The organism is Mesorhizobium sp. M1B.F.Ca.ET.045.04.1.1 (assembly GCF_003952465.1).
GTDB lineage: Bacteria > Pseudomonadota > Alphaproteobacteria > Rhizobiales > Rhizobiaceae > Mesorhizobium > Mesorhizobium shonense.
The window spans coordinates 2,588,919-2,607,809 of record NZ_CP034448.1; the positions used below are offsets into that span (position 1 = coordinate 2,588,919).

Annotated in this window: 15 protein-coding genes; 4 read left to right on the forward strand and 11 right to left on the reverse strand. The window is 64.0% G+C overall.

The features are described from left to right. Positions 1-10: 10 nt before the first annotated feature. Entirely contained in the window at positions 11-1,165 is a 1,155-nt protein-coding gene (locus EJ071_RS12710) for a CaiB/BaiF CoA-transferase family protein (protein WP_126098177.1), read from the reverse strand. Continuing rightward, positions 1,165-1,716 carry a MaoC family dehydratase gene (locus EJ071_RS12715; RefSeq protein WP_126098178.1) on the reverse strand — a complete coding sequence of 184 codons (552 nt, stop codon included), beginning with the start codon at positions 1,714-1,716 and terminating at the stop codon, positions 1,165-1,167. The genes EJ071_RS12710 and EJ071_RS12715 overlap by 1 nt, the downstream gene beginning before the upstream one ends. A gap of 496 nt (positions 1,717-2,212) precedes the next feature. Between EJ071_RS12715 and EJ071_RS12720 the strand changes: the two genes are divergently transcribed. Next, entirely contained in the window at positions 2,213-3,097 is an 885-nt protein-coding gene (locus EJ071_RS12720) for a hypothetical protein (RefSeq protein ID WP_245460208.1), read from the forward strand. A gap of 23 nt (positions 3,098-3,120) precedes the next feature. On the opposite strand, the gene EJ071_RS12725 is transcribed toward EJ071_RS12720, so the two are convergent. The 3 genes from EJ071_RS12725 to EJ071_RS12735 form a co-directional block, all read right to left on the reverse strand. After that, positions 3,121-4,644, reverse strand: coding sequence for a hypothetical protein (locus tag EJ071_RS12725; RefSeq protein ID WP_126098179.1), 1,524 nt, complete (start codon positions 4,642-4,644; stop codon positions 3,121-3,123). Between the two features lie 72 nt (positions 4,645-4,716). Further along, positions 4,717-5,826, reverse strand: coding sequence for a cellulase family glycosylhydrolase (locus tag EJ071_RS12730; protein ID WP_126098180.1), 1,110 nt, complete (start codon positions 5,824-5,826; stop codon positions 4,717-4,719). A gap of 20 nt (positions 5,827-5,846) precedes the next feature. Continuing rightward, positions 5,847-8,000, reverse strand: coding sequence for a GumC family protein (locus EJ071_RS12735; RefSeq protein WP_245460209.1), 2,154 nt, complete (start codon positions 7,998-8,000; stop codon positions 5,847-5,849). A gap of 236 nt (positions 8,001-8,236) precedes the next feature. On the opposite strand from EJ071_RS12735, the gene EJ071_RS12740 reads away from it, so the two are divergent. Together EJ071_RS12740 and EJ071_RS12745 are read left to right on the forward strand one after the other, a co-directional pair. After that, positions 8,237-9,649 carry a lipopolysaccharide biosynthesis protein gene (locus EJ071_RS12740; RefSeq protein ID WP_126098181.1) on the forward strand — a complete coding sequence of 471 codons (1,413 nt, stop codon included), beginning with the start codon at positions 8,237-8,239 and terminating at the stop codon, positions 9,647-9,649. After that, positions 9,646-10,740 carry a glycosyltransferase family 4 protein gene (locus EJ071_RS12745; protein ID WP_126098182.1) on the forward strand — a complete coding sequence of 365 codons (1,095 nt, stop codon included), beginning with the start codon at positions 9,646-9,648 and terminating at the stop codon, positions 10,738-10,740. The genes EJ071_RS12740 and EJ071_RS12745 overlap by 4 nt, the downstream gene beginning before the upstream one ends. Here EJ071_RS12745 and EJ071_RS12750 read toward each other — a convergent pair. Further along, positions 10,726-12,222: a hypothetical protein gene (locus tag EJ071_RS12750; protein WP_245460210.1), complete on the reverse strand. Its 1,497-nt coding sequence runs from the start codon at positions 12,220-12,222 to the stop codon at positions 10,726-10,728. The genes EJ071_RS12745 and EJ071_RS12750 overlap by 15 nt on opposite strands. Positions 12,223-12,474: 252 nt before the next feature. Between EJ071_RS12750 and EJ071_RS12755 the strand changes: the two genes are divergently transcribed. Beyond that, a complete protein-coding gene (locus EJ071_RS12755) occupies positions 12,475-13,632 on the forward strand; it encodes a GNAT family N-acetyltransferase (RefSeq protein ID WP_126098183.1) in 1,158 nt (385 codons plus the stop codon). A gap of 214 nt (positions 13,633-13,846) precedes the next feature. Here EJ071_RS12755 and EJ071_RS12760 read toward each other — a convergent pair whose 3' ends face one another. The 5 genes from EJ071_RS12760 to EJ071_RS12780 form a co-directional block, all read right to left on the reverse strand. Further along, positions 13,847-15,073, reverse strand: coding sequence for an NAD(P)/FAD-dependent oxidoreductase (locus EJ071_RS12760; protein WP_126098184.1), 1,227 nt, complete (start codon positions 15,071-15,073; stop codon positions 13,847-13,849). Then, a complete protein-coding gene (locus EJ071_RS12765) occupies positions 15,070-15,858 on the reverse strand; it encodes a WecB/TagA/CpsF family glycosyltransferase (RefSeq protein ID WP_126102560.1) in 789 nt (262 codons plus the stop codon). The genes EJ071_RS12760 and EJ071_RS12765 overlap by 4 nt, the downstream gene beginning before the upstream one ends. Before the next feature lie 419 nt (positions 15,859-16,277). Then, positions 16,278-16,979 carry an RraA family protein gene (locus tag EJ071_RS12770; RefSeq protein ID WP_245460211.1) on the reverse strand — a complete coding sequence of 234 codons (702 nt, stop codon included), beginning with the start codon at positions 16,977-16,979 and terminating at the stop codon, positions 16,278-16,280. Next, the gene (locus EJ071_RS12775; RefSeq protein WP_126098185.1) at positions 16,979-18,094 is read right to left on the reverse strand and encodes a mannonate dehydratase; all 1,116 of its coding nucleotides are present in this window, start codon (positions 18,092-18,094) and stop codon (positions 16,979-16,981) included. The genes EJ071_RS12770 and EJ071_RS12775 overlap by 1 nt, the downstream gene beginning before the upstream one ends. Before the next feature lie 2 nt (positions 18,095-18,096). Further along, entirely contained in the window at positions 18,097-18,882 is a 786-nt protein-coding gene (locus EJ071_RS12780; RefSeq protein WP_126098186.1) for an SDR family oxidoreductase, read from the reverse strand. Positions 18,883-18,891 lie beyond the last annotated feature (9 nt).

Genomic DNA, 18,891 nt, shown 5'->3' on the forward strand with positions numbered 1-18,891 from the left:
TTGAGCGACGTCACAGGCCGAATTCCTCGCGGATTTTTGCGCTGTGCTCGCCGACGCGCGGCGCGGCCTGCTCGACCTTGGCGCGCACGCCGTCGATCCTCAGCGGCGACCGGGTGGTGTGGATCGCAACACCGTCCTCGCGCGTCACGGTCTGCAAGAGGTCGAGCGCCGTGAAGCCGTCGCTCTCCAGCATCTTCTTCCAGTTCAGCACCTTGGCGCACCAGATGTCGGCCGGCTCGAGGATCGCCAGCCATTCGTCGACCGACTTCTGCGCGATGCGCTGGGCGATGATCGCCTTGATCTCGTCGCGCGCGGTGAACCAGGTCGACGGCTGGTCGCGATAGGGCGCCAGCGCCTCGATCTCCAGCAGGTCGGCAAGCTTCGGGATCGGCGTCATGGCGATCGCGAGGAAACCGTCCTTCGCCGGATAGACGCCGTAGGGCGCCGCCAGATAGGCGTGGGCGCTGCGGAAGGACGAGCGGCGCGGCAGCCGCCGGCCATCGTTGAGATGCGTCGTCAGGACCTCGAATTGGAAGTCGATCAGCGCCTCGAACAGGCTGGTCTCGATATGGCCGCCTTCGCCGGTGATGCCGCGCCGGACCAGGGCGGCGAGGATGCCTTGCGCGCAAGCGGCACCCGCCAGCATGTCGGCGATCGCCAGGCCGAACGGCACCGGACCCTGGTCCTCGTCGCCATTCAGCCACATCACGCCGGAACGCGCCTGGGCGAGCAGGTCCTGGCCCGGACGCTTCACCCACGGGCCTTCCTCGCCATAGCCGCTGATCGAGGCATAGACCAGGCGCGGGTTGAGCGTGCGCACATGCTCATAGTCGAGGCCGAGCCGCTCGATGACGCCGGGCCGGAAGTTCTGGATTAGCACGTCGGCTTTCGCGAGCAGCCCGCGCAGCGCCTTCAGGTCGTCCTCATTCTTCAGGTCGACCGCGAAGCTCTCCTTGGCCCGGTTGATGGCGTGGAAGATGGTGGAATCGCCGCCGATCTCGGTGTCGCTGAGATAGAGCCTGCGCGATAGGTCGCCGCCATCGGGCCGCTCGATCTTGATGACGCGGGCGCCGAGATCGAGGAGCCTCAGCGAGCAGTAAGGTCCCGACAGGAACTGGCTCATATCGACGACGACGAGGCCGGAGAGCGGCAGGTCGGCCATCATCACTTCTCCGTCTTGCCGGCGAAGTCGGCCGGGTTCTTGTATTTCACCGTCTGCAGGTGCTCGCAGTAGAGCACCAGCTCGCCTTCGCCCTTGAACACTTCGTAGCTGGCGCGGATCAGCCCCATGTCATGATAGCGAGGCCTTTTTTCCATGTTGGTGCGGATCGAATAGATGGTGTCGCCGATGAAGACCGGCTTGATGAAGCGAAGCTTGTCGTAGCCGTAGGAAAAGGCGTTGACGCAGTTGGTCGCGACGAGGCCGAGCCCGGCGGAGAAGACGAACGCGCCGGCCACCAGACGCTTGCCGAAAATGCCTTCGCGCTCGGCGAACATCTGGTCCTGAACATAGGGATGGATGTCGAGCACCAGGGTGTTGAAGAGATGGCTGTCGCCCTCGGCCATGGTGCGCCGGAGCGAGCGGATTTTCTGGCCGACCGGCCAATCCTCGTAAAACCAGTTTTCGGCGTTCCACACCGGCAGCTCGGCGTGATCTGCCGGCATGTCGGAAGGGCGTGTCGAAGCGACGCCGACGGTGGGCGGGAAGCTGGTCATTGTCCTGTTCATCCGCTGCCGGAGAATAGGCCGCGCCGTCCGGGCAAAGCCGGAGCCAGACGCGATCGATCCTCCCCAAATCTTCTCTTGTGAAGACTATATTCACATATGAGATTTCGGTACAAGCGGGGTCGGCAGAAATTTTGGCTGTGCGGTCGCGCCGTCGATAGCGCCGTGTTGGTCGGGATAGCGGCAGCGTCCTGCGGTGGCTCGAGGGCTGATCGCAAAGGGCTGGGGCCAGGGGCAATCAGGAAAGGCGTGCAATGGCTCTCCACCGGATTACGCGAAAACAAATGATTATTAGTCGATCCTACAACCCTTAAATATCTTTGGAGTTGTAGAATTTGGAAGCTCAGGTGTGGCGGAGGAGCGCTGCACGGCGGCGTGAGATATGGCCAATAAAATTGGCTTCGACGGCGGTGTAATTCGTTAGTAATCGATCGTCAGGATAATACGGACCTCGACCATATCCGGTGCCTTTTTTCTTGAGTCGACCATGGCGGTTCTCGGTGCATTTCCTCCCGGTGTCGGCTGCCGACCCTTCGACGAGGGAGATTGGGAAGGCGTGGCGGATTGCCTGCACAGGGGCTTTCCGGAACGCAGCCGGGGCTATTGGATAGATGCGCTGACGCGTCTCTCGCAGCGGCCCGTGGTCGCCGATTTCCCGCGATATGGATTTGTCCTCGAGAAGTCAGGCCGGATCGTCGGCGCCGTGCTTACGCTTTATGCCAGGCACAGGAGCCTGGAGGGCGACGAAATCCGCTGCAATCTGTCGAGCTGGTCCGTGGACGCGGAGTTCCGGCCCTATGCCAGCAGGATGATCGCGACGGTCATTGCGCGCAAGGACGTGGTCTACATCAATATTTCTCCATCACCCGGGACCGTGAAGCTCAACAAAGCGTTCGGTTTTCGCCTGTTTTCCGGCGGACAGGTCGCCTTCCTTCCGGCTTTCAATTCCGTGCCGCCGTCGGACCGCGTGCTGGAAGTCCATGCGGAGCTCGCCGACATGGCTGAGCTCACCGACAATGAAAGATACATACTCCTGGAGCATGCGGCGCTGGGCTGCCTTTCGCTGATATGCATTTGCGATGGCGTAGCGCTGCCCGTTGTGCTCAAGCCGCGCCGGATCTTGCGTGGCCTCATTCCGTGCTGCCAGGTCGTCTACTGCCGTTCGCACGTGGACCTTGTCCGCTGTGCCGGGGCCCTGGGGCGCTTTCTCCTGCGGCGTGGAAAGCTGCTTTGCCTCGTCGATGCCATGGGGCCGGTTCCCGGTCTGTCGGGCAGGTATTTTCCGAAGAAGGGGATCAAGTATTTCAAGGGTCCGAAACAACCTTCGCCGGGAGACCTGACGTTTACCGAGATGGTGCTGTTCGGCTCCTGAACGACATCGCGCAGCCGGCTGAATCAGCCGGGCGAACCAGCTCTTGCCGCGGCGGCAATGCGCCAGCGTGTTCCGAGCGAGATCCCGGCGAGCAGCAGGCAGAAGGCGAGGGCGAGCGGGGAGTAGAACGCTTCCTCCTGCAGCACGGCGTTGGCCGAGATGGTGGCGATGCCGACAAAGCCGAACAGGAAATCAGGGTCGCCGGTTTCGATGAGCTGCCGCCGCAATGCCACCAACAGTGCCGCCAGGAAGCCGAAGAACACCAGGCTGCCTACGCCCATCTGGTAAAGCATGACGCCAACCGCGCTCTCGACCGGAACGGAGGCGGCACCCTCGGCCTGAGCGCTTTGCCAGTTGAGATTGATGCTCGTGCTCGACAGGTTGCCACCGAGACCCAGTCCTTGGCCGAGCGGATCGGCCAGGAAGTCGCGCATACCGGCGATCAGGCCGAGGACATGGTAGTCGCCATGCGTGGCGCCGTAGGCGATCGCCGCCGTCGTCCAGACTACGGCCAGGGCGATCGCGGCCATGAGCGCCAGACCGGCGCGGGCGGGGCTGTAGATGAGCCGCACGGCAATCGCGACGAAGAGCATGAAGGTGGCGCCCTTGGAGCCGATGACGAGCAGCAGCGGCAAGGCCGCAAGAGGCAGCAACCATCGTCCCCTGAAGAGAAGCCAGGCCGATATGATGCTCAAGGCGTAAGCATAGCTGATCGGATGGAAGTTGGGGCCGCCGATGCGGAAGACGCTCGGCAGGATGTCGTTGAACAGCGGCGTGTTGAAGAAGGTCGTGGTCATCACGTCCTCGATCCCACGGTAAACGAAACCCGTCTCCTTCAGCGCCTGCTCCCATACACCTGTCTCGACCTGTCGCGATATGCTGCGCTCGACATATTGGTCGCCATGGAAGAGCCCGAGGAAATCCATGGTGAAGGTCAGTTCCGCATAGCCATAGATGATCGCGCCGGCGCCAAGCCAGAGCATGCTCTTGCGCAGGTCGACGGGATAAAGGCTGGCGGCAAGGACCGCAACGTGGAAGCAGGCCAGCGGCGTGATCGTATTGCGGAAATAGACGACCGCGTCCTTGGGGCCGCCATGCACGACCCCGAGGGCGAAATAGAAACAAACCGTGCCGCACAGAACCATGCTCAGCAGCAGCCATGGCCGCAATTCGGTCAGCGCGCGGACGCGGTGCTGAAACGAGGCGGCCAGGAAAATGCCGAACGCGGTCATCAGGATGATGAAGTTCGTGCCGCGCAGCGTGTCGAATGTGTCGTTGTCGGGAATGTAAGGGGTGAACCAGGCGACCACGAGGTTCTGGTAGAGGAAGGCGCAGATGATCAGCACGGGGACGCCCGAAGGCATCGCGTTCGCAATGATCAGCGTCAGCACGAAGGTCGCGGCAATCCCGAACGGAGTCCAGACCGCAAAGGAGGAGACGGCGAGCGCAACGACAAGCAGAGCCGTGCCGACATGCAGCAGGGCTTCCGACGTGGCCCTGCTCGGCGCGCCCGGTCCGGCAGGCGAATGGGCCTGCGTCGTGCTCATTTCTGGCCCGTCCCGGTCATTGCTTGCTCCAGCAAGCGTTTATGGCGTCTGTCGTCCACGTCCGTTTCCCGCTTAACCCCCAAGGAGCGCGGCAATCATCGAGTCGTCGAAGCCTTCGACACTCTGCCTGCTCCTGATGAAGCCGAAACCCTGATCGAGTTCCCAATAGGTCCACGCGACATGGTTTGCTTCCGCCGCCTTGCGCACGGCGCGCACCCAGGACGCCCGGCTGTCGGCGTCCACGCAGAAATTGAGCACGCCGAATTCGTTCAGCATCACCGGGCAGCCGTGGGTCGCGGACCAGCGCGCCACGTCGGCAAAGTCCGCGGCGATCCGCGCCTCCGCCCAGGGCGCCGACAGTTCGTCCTCGACGAGGTTCGCGGCCTCTTCGTCGCCAGCGGCGCGCAGTTTGGAGAGTAGCTGGTTCACCTGTGCCGTTTCCTTGCTTGCGGGAAAGGGCAGGTTGGCGATGCGGGCGAGCGGCGAGGCATCCCAGTTCTCGCATTGATGGGTGAATGCCATGGGCGCGTAATAGTGAACGGCGGCAATCTGGTTGTCGTCGGCGAGCGGCGGCGTGTCGGCGATTTCCCAGATGCCCTGAAACCGCGCCGGTCCCCAGACCAGCGTGTGGAGCGGGCAGGTCGCTCGCAGCGTCGCGGCGATCTGTTCGCGCAGCGCCAGCCAGTTGGTTCGTTCCATGGGCGGCTCGTTCAGGAGCTCCGGATAGACCCAGTCCGCCGGCAGATCGGCGACGACGACACGCAGCGCCGTCCAGGCCTGGAGCACCTGCCCGCCCGCGGCCTCGGGATCGCTCCGGAACGCCGCCACCAGCTTGCCCGAGGGGTGCATGTCGAGCAGGACGGAAAAGCCCAACCCGACAAGGTCCCTGATTCCGTTCTGGATGCGGCGAAGCGTTGCCGGGCCGCCGCTGGAGACGAGGTCGCCGTTTACCGGCAGCCGGATCGTTTCGAACCCCGCCTGGCGCAGCTTTTCAAGCGTGGCCGCGGCGGGAGCGGGCCCGTCGCCGCGATCGAGCCATCCGGGAAGGTTGAAGCCGCGCGACGGAACGCGGGCGCCGGCCGTCGCCAGCGCGGCGGACCTGGGCAGGAGGGAGGTGGCGAAAAGGGCTCCGGCGGCGAGCGCCAGCGCATGTCGCCGTGACACCTTGGGCGGTGATGTCATCGATCCACCGCCTCCACGGCTCATCCGCGGGCGGCGGACATGTGGCGCCGTTCGCCTGTGGTTCGCGGACCGTCGATCGCTCCGGCCGGCCGCGCGCCATCCGGCGCGACAACAAGAGTGGCACTGCGGCCGATCTGGCCGGCGCCGAATTTCTGCGCGATGAGCTTGGCAGCCTCCGAAGGCTGTTCGGACGGGCTGAGCGCCAGAATCGCCAGGTCTGCCTTGGCGAAGAGTTCAGGATTCCAGCCGTCCTCTTTGAACGAAGGCACGGTCACGAGCACGAAATCGAATGCGCTCCCAGCCTCAGTCAGGAGGCCGCGGAAGGTGTTGCGGTCCGCAACGCCAGGACTTTTCTCCGTCACGGAACCGCACACGACCGTCCGCAGACCGGTCGCGCCATCGATGAACAATCCGGCTCCGTCCGTCGTCGAGTTGGACAGATGATCGCCGATTTCCACCATCAGCACATTTTGATCCGCCCTTTGCATGCCGATGCCCAGCATCGCGCCCGCGATCCTTGCCTCGAAGCTGCTGCGTATCGACGACACGAGGATGACAAAGGGTTTGCCATGATCGTTCAAGTGCAGGATCATCTGCCGCATGATCTTCAGGACGTCGAGCGAAAGCGTTTCGTTTCCGGTCTGGAACAGCTGCTTCCTGATCGCCTTGATGTTGGAATAGGCGGTCCCGCCGGCAACGCCAGGCAGACGGTATTCGCCGAAATTGGCAGGCATCGGCAGTGGCAGGGGGCTGACGGGCGTGCGGTCCACGACCGGCTCCGGCGCGGCGTCCTTCGGTGCCTGCGGATCCTCTTGCGGCTGCGGGACCGGACCAAGCGCCAGAGCGAGGCCGCATCCGGCGAGAAGCCCCAGAACGGCGCTCACCAGGAGAAGCAGGACCGGCTTCGGCCATGTCGGCTGGACTGGCGGCGAGGCTACGCCGATCTTGCGCGCCTCGGAAGTCTGCACGCCCTGCATCTGGGACGTTTCCTGGGCGCGCTTGAGATAGTCGTCGAGCACGGCGCGCGCGGCTTGCGCCTTCGATTCCAGTTGCCGCAGCTGCACCTGCGCGATGTTTGAGTCCGTGGACTGCTGACGCAGGGCTTCGAGCTTGTCCTGCAGCTTGCCGACATTCTGCACGGCAAGATCGTAGCTGGCCTTCAACTGCTGCCTTATCCGGTCGGCTTCAGCCGCCATCAGTCGCTGCAACCGCTCCAGTTCGGACTGAAGCCGTCCGATCGTCGGGTGACGCGGCCCGTACATGGTTTGCAAGCTGGCAAGCTCGGTGGCGCGCTGGTTGTAGTCGTCGCGCAATTTGCTGGCGGAAGTGGAGGTAAGAATGTCCGCCAGCTTGGTGAGGCCGGCCGGCGAAGTGCCCGCCGCCAGCGCCTGGTTGTACCGGTCCTTGGCCCGATCGGCGTCGCCCTGGGCGGCTATCAGCTGTGCCGTGAGCTGATCGAGCTGCGACTGCAGCGTGCCGCCATCCGTCGAATTCACTATATTGTGTTTGGCCTTGAAATCCTCGACCGCTCGCTCTGCGTCGCTGACATCCTTTTGCAGGCCCGAGATCCTGTCTGTCAGCAGAGTATTCACGTCGCTGTTGGCGGTCTCGCGTTCTCCCACGAGGCCTGCCCGGTACTGGTCGACGATGGCATTGGCGATGCGCGCGGCCTTTTCCGGCGACGGCGACGTGAAGCTGACATTGATGACGTAGGTGAGTCCTTCGCGCTCCACCGATACCTTGCTCTGGAAGCGCTTGAAGGCGGCATCCTGCGTGGGGGTCGCGCCGGCTCCGAACAGCGACAACAGACGCGACATCATGCCGACGCCGGCGAATTCCGGATCACTGTCGAGCTTCTGGCTTTTGAAGACGGAACCTATGAGGTCGGGCGACTGGATGACGAAGACCTGGCTGGCGATCGCGGCGCTGTCGGAGCCGATCCCGGGAAGCACGTTGTTGAAATTGGTCGCGCGCGTGTCGCGGGGGTCGATCAGTATCGAGGCGGTCGCCGTATAGCTCGGCTTCGTCACCGCAAGATAGGAGAGCGCCAGCAGCACTGTCGCGCCGGCGATGGCAAGCACCATCAGGCGACGCGCCCAAAGGATGGCCCAGACGGCACCTATGTCGAACAAGGGCGGGAGAGCGCGCTCGTCGATACTGGCTGGCTTCATCATTTCCCTCATGCAGAGCCGCGATCTCACGACCTCACGCGTCTCCACATTATTAAGGATTATCGTTAGCCATCCGTTAAGGGTGGCGGCGTGACGATGAGCTCTGCGTGGGCGATGCCGGTAACCATGCGAAGCGTTCGCGCTGGCGCGGTTACGGCATTTTGCTTATGCAGGATTGGGTTTTGAGCGTCGTCGTAGGTGCGGGGTAGGCCCATCGCCGATCGTCTCAGGAGGCGACGTTGAAGGACAATACAGGGAACCGCGAGGCCGCCCAGGGGGCAGCGGCCAGCCCGGCGACCGACATGCGCATGTCGATCACAGCCCTCGCCAAGAGCGGCGCCGTGGCCGGCATCATCAAGCTTGCCAGCGCGGGCCTGTCCTTCCTCATGTTCGTGGCCGTGGCGATGGTGACGGACGAACGGGAGTTCGGCCTTTACAGCGCGACCTATGCCGGCGCGAGCCTGGTTTCCTTCTTTGCTTCGGTGGGCCAGCAGAGCACCGTGCTCCGGTTCTGGCCCCAATATGCCGGACTGGGCGACCTCGCCTCGGCTCATGGGCTGATGGCGCGCGCCATTCTGGTTGCGCTGGCCGGGCTAATCGGCACCAGCCTGCTCATCATCATGGTGGGATTGCTGCCCTTCATCGGCAGGGGAACGCCAGAATGGCTCCCGCTGTGTGTGGCGGCCGCGGTGCTGTCCTTCTCGCTCGGCTGGTCGGAGTTTACCTCCGGCGCTTTCCGGGCCAAGAACGCGTTGATATCGGGCCTGTTGCCGCGGGATATCATCTGGCGCGCGGCGACGATCGCCGCCGTTCTGGCGCTGCATTTCATGCATGTGAAGATGGATGCGGTTACGGCAACGTACCTGACGGCACTGCTGCTCGTCCTCTCGGTCGTCCCGCAAACAATCATCCTGGCACGCGACACGATGCGGGCCGATCGCGGCGGTCTCACCGAAGCGCAAAAGCAGGAGTTCAAGACCGTCACGCTTGGCCTATGGGGCGTCACCTCGCTGCCGCCCGCTCTCGGCCAGGTCAGCACGCTCCTCGTGGCGATGATCCTGGGGCCCGAGGCGGCCGGCGCGATCTTCGTTGCGGACCGGACCACCCGTTTCGTGACCCTCGCCCTCAACGGCCTGAACCAGGCGCTGGCGCCGCAGATATCGGCCGCTTTCTATAGCGGCGACAGGGCTCACGTGCAGCGCATCACCAGTCTCGCCGCGCTTGGCGGCTCGGCCATTGCGCTATGCGTTCTGGCGACGTTCTGGATATTCGGCAGCTTCATCCTGTCCATATTCAATCCGGCCTATGCGACGCCGACCATGAGGGCAACGCTCGTCATCTTCGGCATAGGGGCGACATTCGGCACGGCCTGCGGCCCGATCGAAGTCCTGCTGCAGTTGACCGGTCTCCAGCATGCGCTGTTCAAAGTGCTTGTCGTCGTCAACGTGGTCGGACTTTGCGTGACGGCCGTGGCAACCTACTACCTCGGACCCATAGGCGCGGCACTCAGCATCGCCGGAACTGTGATCGCCTGGACGGCCTTCGGGGTGTCGATCGCCCGGCGCAGGATCGGCATCAACCCGTCGATCCTCGGCTTGTCTTTTGACAGGATCGGTCTCGTGCCGCATGTGCTCATGAGAGGGCGCACGTGAAGATCGTCCAGGTGCAGACCCAGGCGGAGGCGGCGGGGGCGCAACGCATCTCCGACATGGTAGGCGAAGGATTGCGGGCCCGCGGCCATGACGTGCGCACCGTCTTCATGTATCGCAAGACAGATGCCTATGACCGCGACCCCAATGCGGATTTTGTCCTGTCGGAACGCCCGCGCGGATTGCCGGGACAGATCCGGGCAAGCATCGGCCTGGCGCGTTATCTGCGCGGGGCACGCCCCGACGCGGTCATCACCTACCAGCACTATGGCAACATCTTCGGCACGATCGGCGCCCGGCTGGCCGGTGTCAGGCACATCGTCGCAAACCAGAGCGGCGCCCCGCATAGCAAGGGCGTCATGGGGCTGCTCTCCCAGATCGACAAGCTGATGGGCATGATCGGCCTTTACCAGGCGAATGTCGTCAATTCCGGCTGGACGCAAGCGCAGTTCGATTCCTACCCGCGATCCTACCGGCGGCGTATCCGCCGCATCGATCATGGCGTTCCCGTACCGGGCGAGGAGTTCGACAAGGCGGCGGCGCGCGCCGCCTTCGGCCTGCCGCAGAACGTATGGCTGGCTGTCTCGTCCGGCCGGCTGACGCCCATGAAGAACCAGATCGCGCTTGTCGGCGCGCTCGACCGGCTGCCCGATGTCCATGTCGCGCTCGCCGGCGCCGGGCCGGAGCGCGAGGCGCTCGTCGCCTTCGCCGAAAGCCACGGCGTGGCGAACCGCCTGCATCTCGTCGGCGAGGTTCCTCCGGCGCGCATCTTCGAATTCCTTGCTGCCGGCGATGCCTACGCGTTTGCCTCGATGACGGAGACCTTCGGCCTTGCCTGCGTCGAAGCGGCCATTTCCGGCCTGCCGGTCGTTGCGAGCAACCTTGACGTCATGCGCGAGGTGCTGACCGCGGAGGACGGCTCACCCGCCGCGCTGTTCGTCGAGGCAGACGCCGCCGGCATCGCTACGGGACTTGCCGATCTGTTTGCGCGGCCGGAATTCAAAGCCAGGCTTTCGGCCGCGGGGCGGCGGCTCAGGGATAAATATTCGCCGGCCAGGATGTGCGCGGGATACGAGGCGCTACTGCTTGCCTGACCGCTTGCGCACGGCGGCGATCCCGTCGATCACCTCCAGGCGGCCGGCCCGGTTGAGCGTGTGGATCTTCGGATAGGGCCAGTCGCCGGCGGCATCGATCGGCCGCGGCGCCGAGAGCCGCACCGCCTGCTGGTCGAGTTGCAGCAATTCGGACAGGCCAAGCCCGCCGCCATAACCCAGCGTTCCGTCCTGAACCGGAAGGAGGATGCGGCCATCGCGGTTGCGGACGAAGGCGCCGCCGGGGCGAGCCATGCGATGGTCGATCAGGATCGGGTTCGCCGGATGCGGCCGCCATGGACCGGCGAGCGCGGGGGCGGAGAAAACCGCCAGCGTATCGGAAGTGCTTCCATGGCCGTCCCGGTCCGTGGCGAACAGCCAGAGCAGGCCTTCATGCTCGAACAAGGTTGCGTCGGAAATCTCGCCTTCGACCAGCACGGTCTCGGCAACCCAGCCATCCGGGAAGCCCGAGGCGCGGTAGAGCGTCAGCTTGCCGCTGGCGCTCGCCTCCGGCAGCATCCAGATCACGCCGTCGCGCTCGAATGCCTGCGGGTAGGAGAGGTGGTGGGCCTCCTCCAGCACGACGCGAGGCGTACCGGGGACACCGTTCGCGTCGAACGCAACAACGGAGATGACCGCCTTGCCGGTGGCATGCGGATAGTCCTCGACGAAGACGAAAGGCCGACCCTGCCGCCAGAAAGGGAATGGGTCGGCATAGAAATGGTCGCCCATGTCCGGCAATACCGACCAACCGGTGCCGAGCTTGCCTGTATCGGCGACGCCCGGCGCATCGGTGAAGCGGTAGCCGACGCGCCAGTGCGCATGGCGGAAACGTGCGCGCCGGAGTGCTTCCCGGCCCAGCCGCGGCAGCGCGGCGCCGAGATATGCCGATGTGAACCGGCCTCGCTGACCGCGAGCATGGGTCTCAGCGATCGGTTCCAGCGGCAACCGACCCGCAGCAAACGCGCGGGCGACCGACTGAACCAGAGTGATCGCCCGGGCGAATACGTCCTCGGTGCCGAGTGCGGTGGATTCGCGCTTGTCCACCATCGGCCGCGCCTGGCCCACGACCGTCTTCTTGTCGAGGACGGCCTCGATCACCGGCAGCCGACCGGCCGCGACGGCAATTGCCGCCGAGAGATCGGCACCCGATCCGTCGAACCAAAGGCCGATGGTCGGAACGTCCGATGGGGCCGCATCGCCGGCGAGGTCGAGCCTCAGCGCGGCGGGGCGATTGCCGGATCGAGCCTGGATTGCTTGCACCGCTGAGCCGAGAAGCGGTCCGGGCCGGCGGAAAAGACGTTGCTCGAACTGGAAGGCGGCTTTTGCCGGGGCCGGCCAACTTGCCGGGCCCGCCCGATGCGCCACCGCGACATCGTGGCCGTCCGCCTCAAGCCGCTCTATGACAAGCTGCTGCCAGCGGCGGGGCGCCGATTGCGGAACAATGACCTCGATCGCCAGCATGTCTTCCCGTGCGGCTCTCATCGTGCTCGGTTTTCCGAGGAAGAAATGACTTGGCTGAAAAAGCTTACCTTGCGGTTACAGGCAAAGCCCGACGGCGCGCTTCCAGGCAAAAATTCTTGGGGCCACGCGCCGCAATCCGGTCGCCTTCCGGCCCTGTGCAACGCAACATTAGCACTTTGCGCATATACCAAGATTCCAACAATCCCGGCGATCGATCTTGACCTGAAATGCAAGACGTCGTCGATAGGCCGCTGTCGCGCCGGTTCGGATCACATGTTTGAAGTCACTGCCGAGGATGTGTTCGATTTCCGCTCGACGGAATACGCCGAGCTGTTCGCCAGTTCGGCGGCGACCGCTTTTCAGCATCCCATATGGCTCGCGCAACTGTACGAGAGGATCGTACGGCAAGGCGCCGCCACGCCGCTGATCATCCTCGTACGCGCGCGGGCAAGCGGGAAACTAGCGATGGTCCTGCCGCTGGTGAGGCGCCGGTATACGCTGCTGAAGGCCGTGGAATTCGCGGATATGCGGGTTTCCGACTATGTGTCGCCAGTCGCCGACGAGGAGACCTTCTCCCGCATCCTCGCCGACAGCCGCGCAGTCGCCGCCATCCGCAAGCATTTGCGGCCCTACGATCTCTTGCGTGTCGGCAAGCTGGCGGACCGCTCGCTGGCGATGGAGCGCTTGCTCGGCATCGACAAGCGCGACAGCATGGGCATGAGCGCCTATTCCAGCAAGCTGGAACCGACATTCGCCGGCTGGCGCGAGCACCGGCTGGACCAGTCCTATCGCAAGGAGCTCGACAAGAAGTCCCGGCAGCTCAACCGCATGGGCGAGGCGCGCTTCGAATGCGTGGACGGCGCGGCCGCCATCCGCACGACATTCGATGCCCTCAAGCTCTATCGCGGCAAACGCTTCGACGGGAGCAACGGTCCCGCCGACCTTTTGCAGCTGCCCTCCTATTTCGATTTCTATCTGGCCGTCGCCAATGAAGGATGCGGCGGTTTCGCCCGCACCTACGCATTCTGGATGAACGGACGGCCGATCGCTGGCGCGCTCGGGCTCGAGCACCGCGGCTCGCTCCTGGTCATTCTCGGCGGCTTCGACGAAGCAGGCTACAGAAAACAGTCGATCGGCAGCCTGATGTTCGAGCAGATCGCCCGCGACTGTATCGAGCGTGGCGACCACCACCTCGATTTCACCATCGGCGACGAGCCCTACAAGCGCATCTTCGGCGGCCGGCCTTCACCGATGTGGCAAATCTACCGCGCGGGAAGCCCGCTCGGCTATGCGGCGCATCTGACGGTGGAGAAATTGCCGGCGGCCAAGGCATTGGCGCGGCGTATCCTGGAAGCCGCGCACGTCAAGAAGGCCAAGCCTTCTCCCGTGATGGTGCCGCCGGCCTCCGATGAGGCTGCCGAATCGTCCTGATCGATGCGTCGGGTTTGAACGCCACTACGTGCGTTCAAGACCCCCGTTCTATCGCGCCGTCATCTTCATGCCGGAGCCTGGCATCGAACGAAATGCGCTAAAGCCCGCCGCAACGGATTCAGGCGCCGCGCTTTAAGCCTTTGTTTTGATGCATGTCGTCTTCCCAAAACCGCGCGCGGTTTTGGGCGACATGCATCGGCCTACGGGTCCGTGATCAGGTGACGGCTTTGATTTGCGGCCGCTTGAGCCCGCGCAGCCTCGCGGCAAAGCTTGGGCTCACCTTGTCGATCTCGTGCAGGATGCGGCGGCGGCTGAAGTGAACCTGCCGGCGCGCGCGCCAGCGCAGGTCGGTGTCGATGGTCAGGCTGCGGCGGAAATTCGCCATCTCGAGTCCCCGCTCATCCATCGCCTGCTTCATGGGATCATCATAGAAAGTGGCGATCTTTGCCGCCGCCATGCCGGGCGATGCCATCCACTGCGGCACGTGCACCATGCACAAGCGTTCGACATCGGTGAGCAGCCGGCTGACCCCTGTTCCGGCGGCGGGACAGGATGTCTGATAGGCATCTCCGATCAGGACGACGCCATCGCGCTTGCAATTCTCGGCGACGGTGATGTCGGTGAGCCAGCTCGAGACACGGTCGATGACCTCGAAATCGCCGAATGTGTTGAGCAGACCGGGAAGCGTTTCGATGAGCGTCTCGCGAGGGCGGTCGCGCAGCGCCTTGACCCACGGGTCGGTGTGGTCCCGGAAAACAAATAGATTGGCGCGGGTGACGCCACCGGCCGGGAAAAAGTTCAGGTAGTCGATCCCGTCGGAGACCCGCTCGCCGTAATAGGTCAGCGCCGGATGCTTGAAGGCGCTTGCGCCCGCCGGCCGGACATTGAAGCCGAAGGTCAGTGATTGGCGCTGGTGGACAAACCGCCGCTCGATACCAACGTCGCGCCGCAGGATGTCTCCCATGCCGGTGGCGAGCACAAGCAGGCGAGCCGTCACGTCCGGCTGGCCGATGATCGACACACGCTGCCGCTCGGGCCCAGCCTCCACCGCGCTCACCCGGCCGGCGACGAAACGTACGGTCTTGGGCAGCTCGGCCCGCATCGCCGCGACGAGGTCGTCGTAGAAAATGCCGTAGTGGCGGGCGCGCGTGCGGTCGAGCACACGCCCCTTGCGCACGTTGACGATCTCGTCGAATGCTGCGGCCGCCGCCGAGAGACTGTCGAGGAGACCGATCCGGCGCAGCTTGTCGATCTGGTCGCCGGCGATCTTCTCGACGCGGAACTCGCGCGGAAAAACGGGGTGGCGGTCGATCAGCGTGACACGGTAACCTGACCGCCCAAGTAGGGTCGCGGCAAGCGTTCCGGAGAGCCCGCCGCCGACGATAGCGATCTCCGTATCGGTTCCCGCCGGCAGCGGACGAAGCGATTGTTCGGCGGTCATTGCGAATACCTCAGGAGGGCATAGAGGGCGCGGGGATTGGTGGTGAAATAGCGCCAGAAGAGCCGGCGCGGCTCCATCAGCATGCGCCAGAGCCATTCAAAGCCAGACTTCTGGACCCAGAGCGGCGCGCGCCGGACCTTGCCGGCGATATGATCGAAGAGCCCGCCGGAGGTCTTGATCACGCCGACATTCGAGAGCCGCGACGCAAAATCGCGGACAAAAATCTGCTCGCGCGGAACGCCGAGGCCCAGCCACAGTATGTCCGGCGCAAGCGCGTTGATCTCATCGAGCTTTTTCTCGAGCGCCTGGCCGGAAAGATAGCCGTGGCTGTGGCCGACGATGCGCAGGCGTGGGTAGCTGGCCTTGATGGCGGCCACGGCCTTGGCGTTCCCGGCCTCCGTCGAGCCCAACAGGTAGAAGGTCGTGGCCTCGTTCTCGGCGAGCTTTGCGACGTCGTGGAACAGATCGGTGGTCGCCACCCGTTCGGGCAGCGGCGTGCGGCACAAAAGGCGCGAGGCAAGAACAAGCGGCTGGCCGTCGGCGAAGATCTGGTCGGCTTCGCGGAAGAGGGCAGCTATTTCCGATTTCGCACGCGCCTGGGCGATGACCTCGCCGTTGGCGGAGGTGAAATAATACGGACGGCTGCCGTGGCGGTGTTGCCGCGCCGCTGCGATCATCAGCCGGGCGGCGCCCTGCCGATCAATCACGGTGACGGGCAGCCCGCCCAACTGCACCGTCGGCAACGCAGGCAGGTCCTGCCGGGAAGGCGCTGCTTCCAGCTTCATTACGGCGTTCACGCTGGTGTGCCCGGTGGAAGTCTGATGCTGCAACCGGAGGAAATGAGAAGTCTCATGATTCGCGGGCGTCAAATGTTGGCTGGGATAGAGCGGATCCGATCCGCCGGTCGTAGCGCCGTCTTCTTCAAAATCCTTTTTTGAATTCTCTAAAACTTTTCGCATAGGAGAAATCGCCCCATTCTCCGATATTCAAACTACCCCCTTCATGGGCACCATAAGTAAAAAAATCAAAATGTTAAGCGATATATTAATAGTTAGTTAATATGTAAAAATTGAATTGAAATATAAATTAATTTAATTATTTTGGATGCAATCGCAGCTTGTTTTTCGCCGTTTGAAGTTGCAATTTGTCCCAGACGAATGGCGATGCGCTGGTCGCGGCCGCTGCGGCACGCCTCAGGCCGCTGTCACATGATGCCGAAGGTCTTGTAAGCGTCCACCGCGCTCATCCCCTCGCGGATCGCCTTGGCGACGAGCTTTTCTCCGCGAACCTTTTCAAGGGCGAGCCGCACGACCTCTTCCTCGGCTTGCCGTGGGATAACGAGGACACCTTCCTTGTCGCCGAAGAGGAGCGTTCCCGGCTCTACGCGCACACCGCCGATCTCGAGCGCGCAGCGATAGTCGATGACCTTGCCGCGCACGCCCTGATCCTGTGCGTAGTAGCCGGTGCAGAAGCAGGGGAAGCCCAGCGCCTTGATGCCATCCGTATCGCGGGCGAAGCCGTCGAGCAGCGCGCCGCGTGCGCCGAGGATCTTCGCGCGCGTCGACATCAGCTCTCCCCACAGCGCGTAGCGAGGCGAGGCGCCGCTGGCGACGTAGATTTCGCCGGGCTTCAGCTCATCGAGCGCTTCGAACATAAGCCCGAACGGCTTGGTCATCAGCGGATCGCGTGTCGGCTCGTTGGACGGAAAGATGTCGGTTTCGAGCACCGGCATGGCCCGGCCGAGCAGCCGCGTCTTCTCATCGACAGGCTTGAACACCGGCGGCAGGAACTGATGCTGCAGCCCAAGCATGTCCATCACGTCGCCGACCACCGCGACGAAAAGTTCTTCCTCGAACCGGCGGTACATTTCAGCATCGTCGGCATAGAGGCGCGTCGGTCTCGTCATCAAGCTTGCATCCGGATGTTGGTGGCTTGGGCGGTGCGGGAAAGTCCCAGCGCCGCGGCGTTCTGCACCAGCGCGCGCATATAGCCGAGCGCGAAGGCCTTGCCCGCATGCCAGGGCGCGTCGCAGGACATTTCCGGCGTGTGGTCGGGGATGATGACGCCATCATAGCCCTCGTCGCGCAGGATGCGGACGATCTCGGCCATGTCGATGTCGCCGTCATCGACGAAGGTCTCGTGATAGTTCGGCACCTTGCCGCGCACGTTGCGGAAATGGATGTAGCCGATGCGCTTGCGCCGGGCGAAGCGCCGGACATGCCCGTAAATCTCGTCGGTGCCCGGCATCTCCTGCAGCGAGCCGAGACAGAGCTCCAGCCCGTTGGACGGCGACTCGACGATGTCCATCAGCCGGTCATATTTCTCCGGCCGGTTGACGAGCCGTGCCGTGCCGCGCAGCGCTTCGGCCGGCGGATCGTCGGGATGCGCGGCCAGCACCACGCCGGATTCCTCGGCCACCGGAACGACTTCGCGCAGGAAGGTGCCGAGCCGCTGCCAAAGCTCATCGCTGCTCACCGTCACCGGTTCGGCGTCAGGCCGACCGGCTCGGTAGCGCATGTTCCAGACGACGCCGTCGGGCAGCGGCAGATTGGGATCGATGGCCGCAAGATCGAGCCCCACGGACATCGCCTCACCGCGCGCAAACGGTCCGCGCGACCAGCCCCAGACGCCGGCAATGGAGAAGTTGTAGCCGATGCACGGAATGCCGGCGCGCCCGGCGTCGCGGATCAGGCGCTTCAAGCCTTCGATCTGCTTTACCCTGTCGGGGCCGTCGAGCAAAACATCGGACCAGAAACGGGGCGAAAAATTCTCGATCGCGGCGATTTCCAGACCGTTGTCGCGTACTGTCTTCACCAGGCCGGCGAAGTCCTCATAGCCCCAGAGCTCATCGGTGGAGCAGTCGCCCCAGCCTTCCTTCTCGCTGCCGGCGGACAGCGAAGGATCGCGCCCGCGAAAATAATTGGTGAGGTGGGCAACGATGTGCGTGGCGCCTGCCTGACGTGCAAAGCGGAAATTGTCCGGCGTCAGCGATTCCCGGTAAAGGCCAAGACCGATCTTCATGGTTACTTCACACCGATGCCGGCGGTCAGACCGCCATCTATTTTGTAATCCGCGCCGGTGCAGAAGCCGGCCTTCGACGAACAGAGAAAGGCGATGAGCTCCGCCACTTCCTCCGGCTCGCCGATACGACCGAGCGGATGGGCCGCGCCGAAGCGCCTGTAGGCTTCCTCGACGTCGGCATTGCTGCCGTTTTCGCCGCGCGCGGCCTTCTCGAGGATCGGCGTGCGGATCGAGCCAGGGCTGACGGAATTGACCCGAATGCCGGCCGCCGCGTAGTCGAGCGCCAGCGAACGCGTCAGCGTGTGGATGGCGCCCTTGGTCGTGGCATAGGCGACGACGTTCTGCTGACAGGCGAAACCCTGCACCGAGGCGACGTTGACGATCGCGCCGCCACCGCGGCGGATCATTTCCGGGATGCCGAAATGGGCGGTCAGGTAGATCGAGCCGACATTGACCGACATCGCCTTGTTCCAGGTCTCGAAATCGGTGCTGGTCGCAGTCCCGTACGGATGGACGGCCGCCGAATTGACGATCACATCGAGGCCGCCGAAGCGTCCGACACCGGCGGCGACGGCGTCGCGAACCTGGTCGGAGACGGAGACGTCGGTGTCGATGACCAGCACGCCGGCCTCGGAGCTTTCCAGTTCCGCTCTCATCGCCGCATTGGCTGGGCGGTCGATGCCGCAGGCGATGATCGCGGCGCCCCCTGCCGCAAGGCGCCTGGCGGTTGCGAGACCAATTCCGGTCGTGCCGGTCACCAGGGCGATCTTGCCTTCAAAATCCTTCATTGCGAACTC